The 13568-nt window shown below is 40.2% G+C and carries 11 protein-coding genes; all 11 read right to left on the bottom strand.

What is annotated here, in order from left to right; translation table 11 throughout:
- Nucleotides 1–3526: mucin-binding protein (locus tag ADH31_RS08450; RefSeq protein WP_053092314.1), on the bottom strand; the 3526-nt coding region annotated here is incomplete at its 3' end.
- 466 nt (nt 3527–3992) lie between these two features.
- Nucleotides 3993–4625 carry a response regulator gene (locus ADH31_RS08455; RefSeq protein ID WP_049510144.1) on the bottom strand — a complete coding sequence of 211 codons (633 nt, stop codon included), beginning with the start codon at nt 4623–4625 and terminating at the stop codon, nt 3993–3995.
- Between the two features lie 11 nt (nt 4626–4636).
- Nucleotides 4637–5635 carry a sensor histidine kinase gene (locus ADH31_RS08460; protein ID WP_049510146.1) on the bottom strand — a complete coding sequence of 333 codons (999 nt, stop codon included), beginning with the start codon at nt 5633–5635 and terminating at the stop codon, nt 4637–4639.
- On the bottom strand, nt 5632–6330 hold the full coding sequence (gene liaF / locus ADH31_RS08465; RefSeq protein ID WP_049510148.1) for a cell wall-active antibiotics response protein LiaF: 699 nt from the start codon (nt 6328–6330) through the stop codon (nt 5632–5634). Before liaF ends, ADH31_RS08460 begins: the two co-directional genes overlap by 4 nt.
- A 94-nt stretch (nt 6331–6424) precedes the next feature.
- On the bottom strand, nt 6425–7426 hold the full coding sequence (gene fni, locus ADH31_RS08470; protein WP_049510150.1) for a type 2 isopentenyl-diphosphate Delta-isomerase: 1002 nt from the start codon (nt 7424–7426) through the stop codon (nt 6425–6427).
- Nucleotides 7404–8417 (bottom strand): phosphomevalonate kinase, encoded by a 1014-nt coding sequence (locus ADH31_RS08475; RefSeq protein ID WP_049510153.1) that lies wholly within the window; start codon nt 8415–8417, stop codon nt 7404–7406. Before ADH31_RS08475 ends, fni begins: the two co-directional genes overlap by 23 nt.
- Nucleotides 8404–9357 (bottom strand): diphosphomevalonate decarboxylase, encoded by a 954-nt coding sequence (mvaD, locus tag ADH31_RS08480; protein WP_049510155.1) that lies wholly within the window; start codon nt 9355–9357, stop codon nt 8404–8406. Before mvaD ends, ADH31_RS08475 begins: the two co-directional genes overlap by 14 nt.
- Nucleotides 9339–10217 (bottom strand): mevalonate kinase, encoded by an 879-nt coding sequence (gene mvk / locus ADH31_RS08485; RefSeq protein WP_049510157.1) that lies wholly within the window; start codon nt 10215–10217, stop codon nt 9339–9341. The genes mvaD and mvk overlap by 19 nt, the downstream gene beginning before the upstream one ends.
- A gap of 122 nt (nt 10218–10339) precedes the next feature.
- A complete protein-coding gene (gene cbpJ, locus ADH31_RS08490; RefSeq protein ID WP_049510186.1) occupies nt 10340–11272 on the bottom strand; it encodes a choline-binding protein CbpJ in 933 nt (310 codons plus the stop codon).
- 95 nt (nt 11273–11367) lie between these two features.
- On the bottom strand, nt 11368–12057 hold the full coding sequence (locus ADH31_RS08495; protein ID WP_049510160.1) for a response regulator transcription factor: 690 nt from the start codon (nt 12055–12057) through the stop codon (nt 11368–11370).
- A gap of 11 nt (nt 12058–12068) precedes the next feature.
- A complete protein-coding gene (gene gndA / locus ADH31_RS08500) occupies nt 12069–13493 on the bottom strand; it encodes an NADP-dependent phosphogluconate dehydrogenase (RefSeq protein ID WP_049510162.1) in 1425 nt (474 codons plus the stop codon).
- Between the last annotated feature and the right edge of the window lie 75 nt (nt 13494–13568).

Consider the following 13568-nt stretch of genomic DNA (forward strand, 5'->3'; position numbering starts at 1 on the left):
AAGTTACAGTTTCTTCAAGATTTTCTTGAGTGACTGTCTTAGAAGCAACACTTCCTTTATCAGCGTAGTAGCCTGTCAAACCAGGTGTTGGAACTGCATCATAGTTATCCTTATTCGATGCCCATGGTGCATCAGGGTTAAGAACTTTACCTGTAACTTTATCAAGATTTAAGGTACGTGTCCATTGTGCATTTTGAACATTATCAGCTGGGGCAGTTGCCTTACCGTCTGATACCACATAATGAACAGTTGATGTTACATCTTTCTTCCATTGATCTGTCGCAGGGTATTTTGGACTGTCTGGATCATTTGGATTGATTGGATCTGTTGGATTATGTGGATCGTTTGGTCCAACTGGAGTTACATCGTGTTTTAATTTAACTACGAATTCTTGATCAATGTTTTCGTCGTCATCAAATTTCTTTTGATCTGCAGTTGAGTTTGTGAAACCATCTTCTACAAGTTTGTAACCTTTATTAACAAAATCAGTAATCTTAGCTTCAGTTGAGTAGTTAATGGCTTCACCAGCTGTACCTTCAACTTCATCTTTTGCTAATTCCTTATTATTAGCACTTGTATCAATGTATTTAACAATAGCTTTTTGTTGTACTTTTTTATAAACAACAACTGTTTCGTATGTACCCAAATCAGACTTAGCTACAATATTGCGCCAATAAGTTTCTGAAACGGTACGTTTACCTGCTTGAACATCAATAAGCGTTTCTGGTGCATTGCTTGAATCATATGAAACAGAAACTGAATCAGCGTTAGCCCCAGCTTTTAATCCAGGAACATTACTTGACTTGATTTCTGCTTTATAGCCTTGGAGTTTTGGCGAAGCGATAGTACCATAATTATAGGTACCTGAATTTGTTCCATCTTCTTTCCAACCTGTATCAGCGATGTTATCTCCATCGACATCAGAAATGTGATACTTCGCTTTACTATAAGCTGCTAAGAATTCATCACCATTTCTAACGCTTGAATTTCTTAAAATATTTTCGAAGCCTTCTTTATCGATTGAGACATCCAAAGTACGGTTCCATTCTGATGACTGGATAACATCTTCTTTAACTGGAGTTCCATCTTCGTACACATATTTGATGATATTTTTATGAACACCAGTCGGGTTGATTTTAGTACCATTTGAAACCCAAATGTTTTGACGGTTATGATCAACAGGGTCAATACCATAGGTTCTATCTGTAGCGCTTACCCCACCAGAAGAAGAGCCTGTTTGAACAGATGCAGCGTTAGCAGGTTGAATATCTGTTCTTCCACTTATGAAACCAGCGATTGACATTGAACCGCTCCGTATATTAGTCCAAACAGAACTTTGTTTATCTTTAGTTTGTTGATCTCTACCATCTTTATTCATAGAATAGACGGTATAAGTTCCAACAGTAGAGCCACCGTTCCGACTAGCTGGACCGTTAAATTCGATTCTGTTTCCAGACGCTTGTGTTTTATCTGAGATATAAAGGATGTTTCCGTGTCCAATATCCTGTGGGTTGTTCCCTTGAGGAATAGATACTGGTAATTTACCCGTAATTTCCCCTGCTGAAAGACCTTGTGAGTTTGTATATCTCATGAAGGATACATAAAGTGGGTTATTGAACTGGAAGACAGTATTCTTACTTGAACCCAAGGCTACGGAAATCAACTCCGCATAGAAGTTGGTATTATCATCTCGGATATCTACGATAGAACCCTTATTAGCTTGGAAAAGTGGCTCAGACTTAGTACCATTCTGAGAACCAAGTGAAATGACATCATCCCAGTCATTGTTGCCACGATTGTCCATTTGCACACGGAAAGTCGCAAAGTCATCTACTAAGATTTTACCATTTTCATTGAGGCCGATATAGTTGTAACCATCGTAACTACCCGAAGGTGCACCACCGTTCTTACCTTTACCATCTGAATGGAAGGTATTTGTCGAATGTTTACCAAAGGCTACTCTTGAATCATTACCGAAATCAAGTGCTACACCGCGTCCTCTATTTTCAAAGCGAACTTTTGAATTTTGACCTGTGACAAGTTCTGAGTTATTACCCATCATAATCCCATCACGGCCATTAAACTCAAAGGTACCTTCTTCACCAATAAGAACACGGCTAGGGCCATTTTTACGACCATGGTTACCTGCACCGTAACCACCGAAACGATTCTTATCGTTAACTCCATCCCCTGGACGGTCTATACCAATTGAAATACCTTGACCGATACTAGTATTTAAGACTAACTTAGAGCCTTTACCAGTTTCTACGGTACCACTATCAGCCATGAAAATACCAGCATTATGGTAGCGAGCATTATCAGTTCGGTTGTCAGTGTTCATGTTGATAGTAAGACTACCTTTATCTTTTACACTGACTTTAGCTCCACTTTCAAGAGTAATAGCATCCCCTTGAGAAGAGCGATTAAGCGTTAAACTAGCTCCCTCAGCAACTGTTACAGATTTGGCATCGTGAATATTTGACTCACGACGTTGATCTGAACGGCCAACCGCGCCAACATTACGTTGTACGTATTGTGTTTGACCGTTTGCTGCTTGGTAACTGTCACTTACTGTTGATGTTGTATTCCCTTTGATAACGACATTTGTGTTACCACCACCACCATAAAGTGATGAACCAACACTGGTTACGTTGTCAAAAGTGACAGTATTTGAACCGCTAGTTCTTGATAGTTCAATTGGACCTCTAGAGTTTGCTGAAGCAATCTTAAGATTTTTGAGGTTTAGTTCCCAGCTAGCTCCTGTCAACTCCAAAGTGTGTGACAAAAGTTCAAGACGAGCGTTTTCATTTTTACCTTGGATAGTAACTGGACGTGATGGTGCACTAATGGTAGTTCTACGGTCTACAGAACCAGGATTTCGGCCATCTGTGTTTCCATTATCACCTTGAGCAACGACATCACCATTTACAGTGATTTCGTTGACATTTCCATCCTCTAAGGCTGAAACAAACTCACTCCAATTTGATACTTCACGTTTATTTTCTGAAGTAGCTCGACGTGTACGTGTTGAACGGCGTGCTTCAGTTGGAGCTGGAGCTTTATCAGTAGATTTACCATCTTTTTCAGCAACTTCAGCTTTATCAGTAGACTTACCATCTTTTTCAGCAACTTCAGCTTTACCTTCAGTTGTTTTTGCCGTATCTTCACTTGATACCTTAGCTGATTCTTCTTTATCAGCTTTTGGCTTTTCAGTTGTTTCTGGTGTTACAACAGCTTTATCTACAAGTGTAGAATTTGACTCAGAAGTTTCTGAAGCTTCAGCAGGTTTTTCAACTACTGCAGGTTTTGATTCAGAAGTTTCTGACACTGAAGATTCCGACGTACTAGTTGAACTATCTGGACTAGCAGATACTACGGAAGGGGACAAAGTTTCTGAAACATTTGTCTCATCAGCGCTAGCGACTTGCCCACTCAAAAAGAAGGCAGTTCCTAAAAGAACAGACGCTAAACCAAAGCTATACTTACGTAAAGAAAAGCGTTGGCGTTCATTAAAATGATACTTCATTTTATTCTCCTTAAAATATTTGTAATTGTTTACATACACTAGTATACCATTTCAAATTAATTTTTCAACTATTTTTATATTTTTATCGTCTTTTAGAATTGGTTATTTGTTGTCGGAATATTTTCATCCACTATAACTGTGGATTTTTTTGATAACAAAACTATTTTTTGTAAAACAAAAGATTTCTTGATACATTATTGCAAAAAACTTTATTATAATATGACGTGAATGTTATAGAATGTATCGTTTAGATAATCTTCCTAGTTCTTTAATAACTTTAATCGAAACATTGTATGCCTGTTAATAGAATAAGTATTAAAAAATCGTAAAAACAAAATAAAATAGACCAGTTTTCCTGATCCATTTATTCTGTACTTATGAATTATATAGATACATTCTTAACTAAAAGTAAATCTTTTGAATGACTTTTGAAAAATAAACCTTGCTTTGGCTCCAAAAGATTCATCTAAAAATCCTCATGCCCTACCAAGTGATGCTGAAAGGCATATACTGCTGCCTGGGTGCGGTCGCTAACCTGAAGTTTAGCAAGGATGTTTGAAACATGAGTTTTTACAGTTTTGAGGGAGATAAACAATTCATCTGCGATTCGCTGATTTTCATAACCCTTAGCAATTAGTTGAAGGACATCCCGTTCACGCGCAGTCAAGTCCTCATGAAGTTCAATATGATTACGGTTGTATTCTACCTTCTTACTCACCTCTTGTTCAATAGCTAGCTCTCCAGCCGCCACCTTACGAACAGCGTGTAACAATTCATCTGCGCTCGAAGTCTTAAGCATATATCCTCTAGCCCCAGCATTCAAAACCGGCATGATTTTTTCATTGTCTAAGTAAGAGGTCACAATCAAGATTTTAGCCTCTTGCCATTCTTTGAGAATAGCAAGTGTTGCATCAATCCCATTGACTTCAGGCATGACAATATCCATGACAATCACATCTGGACGAAGCTCTAAGGCCATGGAAATTCCTTCCGCACCATTGGTTGCTTCTCCTACAACCTCTACATCATCTTGTAATTCAAAATAACTTTTTAAACCCAGACGCACCATTTGGTGGTCATCTACCAATAATAGTTTCATCTTACTTCCTCTTATCTATCCAAATCAAGCAAGGGAATGCGGATATCCACTGCCAAACCTTGCTTGGGAGCTGTTAATAATTGTAAAGTTCCAGCCATATCTTCCACTCGTTCTTTGATATTGCGTAAACCATAGCTTAATTCATCAACATCATCTAGCTGAAAACCACGCCCATTGTCTGCGACCTTCAACTGTAATTCCGTTTCCGTTTGATAAAGGTAAACATCTAGACATGAAGCTTGTGCATGCCGAAGTGTATTACTAATCAATTCTTGGACAATTCGGAAGACATGCTCCTCAATCTTTTTAGGTAGTTCGTATACCTGATATTTAAAGCTGACTTTGAGCTCACTTTTTTCTTCTAGCTCTTTGAGGAGTAGCTGAATCCCCTCCACCAAGCTTTTTTGTTCCAGTTCAATTGGTCGTAAATGCAAAAGAAGAATGCGCAAGTCTCTTTGAGCTGTCTCTAAAATGGCAGTCACACTTTGGAGTTGTGTTTGCATCTTCTCGCGGTCTAATTTAGAAGCTTGTTGGCTGAGCCCAGATAAAATCATATGGGCAGCAAAAATTTCTTGGCTGACCGTATCATGCAAGTCACGTGCGATTCGCTTGCGCTCCTTTTCAACAATTTCTTCTTCCTTGACCAAGGCCTGATTGTCCGCTTTTTGAATAGCTTCTGTCAACAAACCGAGCTTTCCTGACAAATTTCTAAAACTTGCGTCTAAGTCAGCATCTCCCAGACTTTCAATATCTTTGCCAGCTAGGAGACGTTTGAGATTTGCTTGGATTCTTCTCTTTGAAATTTCGTCAACCATTGTCCAGAATAGGACTAATAAAAAGGCTAGGGCAAGACTAAACATCAGGGCTAGAAAAAGGACTTTTTCTGTCTTTTCTAGATCCTGAAAAAGAGAAGTCCACTCCAAATCCAAGATCTTAAAAATGCTTCGAAATAGAAAAGCAACAAAGAGAAATGAGGTGAGACCAATTAAAATATAGGGTTGTTTTTTCATCCTCTCACCACCTCAACATCTCCAATCATGGTTGTCAAAAGTACCTTAACACTCTTAGGACTCTTGAGATAATCTCTGGTTTCTTGATGAAATTGCTCATTACGTAAAGCACGTTTAGGCTGGTCAAAAAAGGTTAAGTCTCCATACAGAGAATTGACACTAAGACTGACTTCAACATCTACTGGTACAATAATTCTAGTCGTACCCACCAGTTTTCTCAAGATGATGACATTATCATGATTGCTCAAAATCACGTGCTCTAGATGAATGGTATCTTTCCCCATGAGACGAAAAAGGTTGATATCATCAAAGCGGCAAGTCTGGTAGCTTGAGAAGTGGTGTAGATTCCCAAACCAGCGATTTTTCTCCCTCTTCACCGTCACTACTTCTTCAAAAATCAGATTGGTATCTTCTCTTTCCTGGTTCATCATAGGATAAAGTAAGAACAGGCTATATATCAAGGCCACAAAGATAGCCATAATAACAAAAGGATTGAGCATGATGATAAAGAAAAATAGGATGCTCACTGCCACTAATATAAGGTTATTTCCCTGTCTTCCAGTGTAGTATCGAATCAGCAGTAAAAACAAGAGCAAGATCAGCAGAAAACGGGAAAAATGCTCTGATACCATCATAATCAGAGCTCCTGTTAATAAACAAGCTTCAATAAATAGAAAAATTTGAAATTTTCGCATGTATCCGTCCTCTCTATTTTATTGTATCACAAAACCAAAAAGTCACATCAGTCTGAGGAATGATAAAAAGATCGGGACTAAAATCCCGACCTCCTTATAGTTGATCTTTTGCTTCTTTTAATTTTCCATAAAGGAGATATTCGACCTCTTGTAAATCCTCAATTTTTGAACAATTAAGGGCACACATAATCAAGCGTAGGTCTTCCTTCCAACTCTCAACAATAGTAATAACGACATCCACCGAGTAGTTTTCAACCAACTCTAACATGGTACGTGATAGCCCAACTGCTTTTGCTCCAAAGACCAAGCATTTGATGATATCTAGTGGATTGCGCACTCCTCCACTTACCAGAAGCTCCATCTTATCTTTCCAGTCCTGGGCATTTAGAAGGGTTTGCATGGTCGATTGCCCCCAATCATTGAGGTAGTCCCGTTGACCGCTACGACGATTTTCGATATAGGCAAAACTAGTTCCCCCACGGCCAGACAAATCAACCGTACGTATCCCCATCTCATACGCCTTAGCAATAGTCTTCACATCCATGCCAAAACCGACTTCTTTTAAAACAAGAGGAACTGTGATTTGCTCAGCATAGTCTGCCAGATTATTTTGCCATAATCTAAATTGACGTTCACCTTCTGGCATGAGTAATTCCTGCATAACATTGACATGAACTTGCAAGAGGAGGGGATTCATCTCTTGGACCGTTTGTATCCCCAATTCAACAGGCTTGTCTAAGCCAATATTGGTTCCAAGTAGAAGGTTAGGGTGACTAGTTTTGACTGAAAAAGAATTGTCCGATGGATCCTTAAGTGCCGCACTGTAAGAACCTGTCACAAATAAAATCCCACAGGCCTCAGCCACCTGAGCCAATTTTTGATTGATTTCTCTGCCCTTGTCACTCCCACCTGTCATGGCGTTAATATAAAAAGGAAAGTCCCATTTGCGCCCTGCAAATTCTGTCGAAAGATCAATTTCATCTAAGTCATATAAGGGTAGCGAAGAATGAATCAGTTCAACTTCATCAAAACTATTATAAGAACTTTTTTGTTCAAGGGCATAGCGGATGTGCTCATCCTTCCGATTCGTCGTCATGTCCTATCCTTTCTTGATACAAGAGTTCAATCCCAAGATCAGCCCAGCGTTTTTTCAGTAATGTGGTCGAATCTTGGTCAAAACTGAGGGCTATCCCACAGTCTCCACCACCAGCACCACTACTTTTAGCAACAGCTTTTAAGTTTCTGCTGGCATCTTTTAATTGTCTGAGCGAAGGTGTGTAAATATCTGAACTCAAGCCTTCTAAAAGTTGGCTGGCTTGTTCTAACAAGGCAATAATGGTTTCTTCTTGCCCTTCCTGCAATCCCTTCACCAAAGATTTTACTGTTTCTTTTGAAGCCTGCAAAAAGCTAGCGTTCATATTATTCTTGATTTGCTTGACCATATGACTAGACACAGCTACTTCCTTGGTCCAACCCACCAGAAAATCAAATTTCAAGGCCGGTTCAACACTAGAAATAGAAAAGCCCCAATCACGTGCCAATACAGTTGGCAAGTCTTCCTTTTCTAGCCATTGTGCCACTTTCTCCCGATCAAATGACTGATAGAGGACTAGGTTTTCTGAAACGATACAGGCAATGTCACCCATGGAACCATTGTCCCCACGTTTGAGAAGGACTGCACTCGCCAGTTTAAACAAGAAGTCTCTTTCAGCTGGTCTATCATAGAAAGCAAGCATGGCCTTGATAACCAATACAACGACGCTACCACTAGAACCCAGACCAAACTTCTTGCCCTCACGCTCCATTTTCCCACGAATGTCTAGGGAGAAAGGCTGTAGTTCAACTCCTTGGACAGTCAGGTATTCCTCCACCAAGGCAACTGTTTCTTGAATCAGGGCATAAGAAGAATCCGATCGCATATCTACACTATAAGTAAACATATCTGAGTAGAGTCGATAAGCATCAGATATTTTAATCTCAGCCGTCATATAGATGGGAATAGCCTTTATTAGCGCCAACTGTCCTGGTTCTAAAATGGCATACTCCCCAGCCCAATAGAGCTTCCCACAAGTTTTAACAATCGTCATCTTGGCTCAAATCCTTTGTTTTTGAAACGATTAAGCGATAGCGTTGACCTAAGAGTTCTGATAGATGTTCCAAGTCTTTTTCTAAACAAAGAACCTTTACATTAGGCCCCGCATCCATGGTAAAGTAGCAAGCTTCTCCTTGTTCTCTAAGCTGACGAACGAAATCCATAGCCTCATAACTCGCATCTGTCAAGTAAGAGAAGGATGGAGTTGCAGTCTTTGTCGTAGCATGCATAGCGAGAGCATTTTTCTCTGTTAATTCTCCAACCTTCTCAAAGTCGTTTTCCTTGAGGTAGACCAGCATATCCTTGTAGTCTTGTTCAGACTGACGAATCCACTCATCAAATGTTGTCGAAGTTTCCACACAGAGTTTCATGCCATCTCGACTAGAGATTGGTTTTTTCTGGTCTTCCAAGACCAGCATAATCATAGCTAGTTTCAAATCAGTTTCGACAGGATAGATTTCTCCACTATCCTTGTCCCAAGCTGCCAAAGGTCCATAAAAACTACGAGATGAAGAACCAGATGCGAACTTAGCTTCCAAAGCTAATTCTTTACAATCTAGCCCTAATTGGAAATAGGCATTGCAGGCTTTGACCAGGGCAGATAAGCCACTGGAACTTGAAGAAAGACCTGCCGCTGTTGGCATATTATTCTTGGTATCGATACGAACAAAACCTGCTCCTTCAGGACGGTAGCGGTCAATGATTTTACTCATTTTGACATGCTCAGCTTCGTTTTGCAACTGACCATTGATGTAAAACTCATCTGTCCTAGCATCTGCTGGCAAAGGTGAAAGTGTCGTCTCCGTATACATATTTTCTAAAGTCAGAGAGATACTGCTAGTTGCAGGAACCATCTCTTTTTCTTTTTTCTTACCCCAATATTTGATAATAGCGATATTGGCATAGGAACGTACTGTTACAGGCTTTCGATCCATGTCTGAACAGCTCCTTTCTCTTCTAATCTCTCTGCGAATTCTTGTGCTTGACTGACATTAGCAACCAAGGCGATGATGCAGCCTCCTAGACCACCACCACTCATCTTGGCACCTAAAGCGCCATGTTCGAGAGCAGTTTCAACCAAGGCATCTGCCTCAGGGCTACTAACTCCGATTTCTTTTAGATTTCCATGAGCTTTGGTTAGAATTTCTCCCAGCTTCACGGCATCTTTTGTTTTTATCGCTTCTTCTGCTTCTTGGGTCAACTCTCCTAGCGCATGCAAGAATGGTAAGGCATCCTTGCCCTTGCTCTGCACGACTTGGATAGCTTCACGAGTATGTCCATAGACTCCTGTATCTGCAATGACCAGATAAGCTGATAAATCCATGGTTAATTCTTCAAAACCAACATTCTTGATAAAACGAATAGGTTGGTCACTAAGACAGGTCTTGGCATCCAAACCACTAGGATTCATATGGGCAATCATCTCCGCCCGATTGACCAAAATCTCTAACACGTCATGTGGAAGTTCCGCTTGGTAATAATCAAATACCGCTCGAATGGCTGCAATGCTAATGGCTGCTGAAGACCCCATTCCCCGCTTTTCCGGAATAGCCGAGTCAATTTGACAACGGATGCAAGCATCTTTGATATTTAGATACTCGAGAGAAGCATACACAGCCATAGACAAGGTGTCCTCTTCAAAAAGACGCCATGGTGTCGCTGCTGGAACTACCCTACAAGTCACTTCAACCTCTAAAAGAGGCAAAGAAATGGCTGGGTAGCCATAAACCACTGCATGCTCTCCGATTAAGATAATTTTACTATGTGCCTGACCGACACCAACTTCTTTTGTCATTTAATCCTACTATCAGACGAAAACCGTCTTTTTCTAGATAAAATTTAGAACTTTATTCCTTTCTATTTTATTATATTTTCACAAAAAAAGCGATTGTTTCCTTTCACAATCGCTTGTTTTCATTACTGTACCCACTCGCCATTATAATTAACGTAGTAGCCACCTACTGTAGTATTCACAGCTAAGGCACCTGAACTATAGGCATAGTACCATTTACCATTAGCTTGGAACCAACCTGTCACCATAGCTCCTGACGAACGGAGGTAATACCAAGTATTATCGACATAAATCCAGCCAGTTTTCATATCACCATTTTGAGAATCTAGGTAATACCAAGTTGAACCATCTAGATACCAACCTGTCGCCATTGCTCCTGATGAACGGAGATAGTACCACTTGTTACCAAGATATTGCCAACCAGTTTGCATTGCAGCAGTTGTTGGATCGAGGTAGTACCAAGCTGAACCATCATTTATCCAACCTGCACGTCTTTCACCACCAATAAAGTTTTCTCCATTAATTTCAGTTTTAGCTAGATAATACCAATTAGACTGATCATAAAGCCAACCTGTCTCTAAAGAATGATTCTGATTAAAGTAATAGTTCGTGTAATAACGCTTCTCTTCTTTGTCTTCACGTTTTTCCCCGTACTTTCTTCCAACACTGTCTTTAGTTTTAATCTCTAATGCTTTCCAACCAACAAACTCTTGTAGCACTCCATTCTGATCGAAGTAGTACCACTCTGACTTTGGAAAACCTTCTAATCTCACACCATTAGGGTAAGGACCAATTGTACTACCTTTAGATGGAAACGGGATATATTGCCAGCCGACAACCATCTCTCCAGATAAAGGATCAAAATAATAGTACTTACCATCAATCACTCGCCAGGCCTTTTCTTTGATATCACCCTTCTTGTAGTAGGTTCTACCATTTTCTTGAACAAATTTCCAACCTTCTGAATCCGAATCATCCGCAAATACTGTACTTGTTGCTAACAGACTTAAGAAAAATACTGCTAGTCCAGCTTGCATCATTTTTTTCAAAAATTTCATTCTTGTTTCCTCCAAAATGATTGTAGCAAAAATCAAATCATATGTCAACATTTCAACGACTCAAAAAAAGCAGTTACAAAACTGCAACTGCTTTTCTATTCTTGCATGGTGTAACCAACACCACGCACGGTTTTAATGTAGCTCTTTTGACCTTTTACGTCAAGTTTACTACGTAGATAACGGATATAAACGTCCACTATATTGGTTTCGGTCGCACTTTCATACTTCCAAACACTTTCCAGCAATTGTTCACGAGTTAAAACCTTCTTACTTCCCATAAGGGTAGCTAAGAGGTCATATTCACGACGTGTCAGAGCAATCATCTCCTCGCCACGATAGACGGTATGATGTTCTACATCCATACGCAGATTGCGATAAGCTGTCGGAACTTTCATCTGACTACAGTGTTGGTCGATGAAATCTCGACCTCGGAAGATAGCTGAAATACGACTGACCAAATCATCGATAATGATTGGTTTATAGATGTATGAAACAGCGAAACGCTGGATTGTTTCAAGTTGGTCTTGCAATTCTTCTCGATGGTCCAAGACCATGATCACCGCAGCTGGCTTGGTTCGACTCAACTTATCTGCAAAATCCTGGGCTGTCATATCCCCTAGATGAGCATTCAATAAAATCAAGTCATAGTCTGTCTGAAGAGCCATGGAGAGGGCTTTTTGTCCCTCTTCTACCTGATCAACTCGGTATTGCTCTTTTTGGAGTTCCAGACTTAAAAAATGAGCTAGATTTCTTTCTTTCTCAAGTAATAAAATCCGTTTCCCCATGGCTGACCTACTTATTTTTCGTCATACCAAGAGTAGTGGAAGGTTCCTTCTTTGTCTTTACGTTGGTATGTATGGGCACCAAAGTAGTCACGTTGTGCTTGAATCAAGTTCGCTGGAAGGTCAGCTGAACGATAGCTGTCAAAGTAAGTAATAGCTGCTGAGAATGTTGGTACTGGTACTCCAGCTTGAACAGCAAGAGCTACGATATCACGAACAGATTGTTGGTACTTAGCAGTGACATCCAAGAAGTACTCATCCAAAAGAAGGTTAGCCAAATCTGCATCACGGTTGTAAGCATCTGTAATCTTTTGCAAGAAACGAGAACGGATGATACATCCATCGCGCCAGATAGATGCAATGTCTGCAAATGGTAAGTTCCAGTTGTTTTCTTTAGAAGCTACACGCAATTGTGCAAAACCTTGTGCGTATGAGATGATTTTTGAGAAGTAAAGGGCTTGACGGATCTTTTCAATCAACTCAGCTTTGTCACCTTCAAACTTGAAGGCGGCTGGTTTTGGAAGGACCTTGCTAGCATGTACACGCTCTTCTTTGTATGTAGAGATGTAGCGTGCAAAGACTGACTCAGTAATGAGTGACAAAGGCACACCAAGGTCAAGAGCTGATTGACTAGTCCATTTACCAGTTCCCTTGTTACCTGCAGCGTCAAGGATGTAGTCTACGATTGGTCCTTCTTGACCTTCATCGTCTTTACGGCTCAAGATATCAGCTGTGATTTCAATCAAGTAGCTGTCCAATTCACCCTTGTTCCACTCAGTAAAAATTTCAGCCATATCTTCTGCAGAAAGGCCAAGCAAGTGTTGCATCAAGTCATAGCTTTCTGCGATCAATTGCATATCACCGTACTCGATACCGTTGTGAACCATTTTCACATAGTGACCAGCTCCATCAGGACCGATGTAAGTCACACATGGTTTGCCATCTTCTGGTGCTTTAGCTGAGATTTCTTCAAGAACGTCAGCTACCAATTCATAAGCTTCTTTTTGTCCACCAGGCATGATAGAAGGACCTTCAAGGGCTCCTTTTTCACCACCAGAAACCCCAGTACCGATAAAGTTGATACCTGAGTTTGCCAATTCTTCATTACGACGGATGGTATCTTTGTAGAAAGTATTTCCTCCATCAATCAAGATATCACCTTTATCCAAGTGTGGAAGAAGGGCTTGGATCGTAGCATCTGTACCAGGTCCTGCTTGTACCATAAGCATGATACGGCGTGGTTTTTCGATTGAATTTACAAAACTTTCGATATCATAGCTTGGCACAAAGTTCTTTTCAGGGTGGCAAGCAACAACATCTTCTGTTTTTTCTTTACTACGGTTATAAATAGCTACTGTGTAACCACGAGATTCGATATTTAGGGCAAGGTTACGACCCATTACGGCCATACCAACAACACCAAAGTTAGCTTTTGTCATGTGACACTCCTCTTGTTTATTATGTTTTATTTTATCATGTTTATCTGTGAAAAGAAAGAATTTTGTAACAATTTG

Origin of the sequence: Streptococcus pseudopneumoniae, assembly GCF_001072375.1 — a bacterium.
Classification (GTDB): Bacteria; Bacillota; Bacilli; order Lactobacillales; family Streptococcaceae; genus Streptococcus; species Streptococcus pseudopneumoniae_L.

Bases quoted from the DNA above. Each gene is read 5' to 3' on its own strand.
- mvaD (WP_049510155.1), bottom strand. From the start codon at position 9,357: ATGGATCGAAAGCCTGTAACAGTACGTTCCTATGCCAATATCGCTATT.
- ADH31_RS08495 (WP_049510160.1), bottom strand. From the start codon at position 12,057: ATGGGGAAACGGATTTTATTACTTGAGAAAGAAAGAAATCTAGCTCAT.
- ADH31_RS08455 (WP_049510144.1), bottom strand. From the start codon at position 4,625: ATGAAACTATTATTGGTAGATGACCACCAAATGGTGCGTCTGGGTTTA.
- fni (WP_049510150.1), bottom strand. From the start codon at position 7,426: ATGACGACGAATCGGAAGGATGAGCACATCCGCTATGCCCTTGAACAA.
- liaF (WP_049510148.1), bottom strand. From the start codon at position 6,330: ATGCGAAAATTTCAAATTTTTCTATTTATTGAAGCTTGTTTATTAACA.
- cbpJ (WP_049510186.1), bottom strand. From the start codon at position 11,272: ATGAAATTTTTGAAAAAAATGATGCAAGCTGGACTAGCAGTATTTTTC.
- mvk (WP_049510157.1), bottom strand. From the start codon at position 10,217: ATGACAAAAGAAGTTGGTGTCGGTCAGGCACATAGTAAAATTATCTTA.
- ADH31_RS08460 (WP_049510146.1), bottom strand. From the start codon at position 5,635: ATGAAAAAACAACCCTATATTTTAATTGGTCTCACCTCATTTCTCTTT.
- gndA (WP_049510162.1), bottom strand. From the start codon at position 13,493: ATGACAAAAGCTAACTTTGGTGTTGTTGGTATGGCCGTAATGGGTCGT.
- ADH31_RS08475 (WP_049510153.1), bottom strand. From the start codon at position 8,417: ATGACGATTGTTAAAACTTGTGGGAAGCTCTATTGGGCTGGGGAGTAT.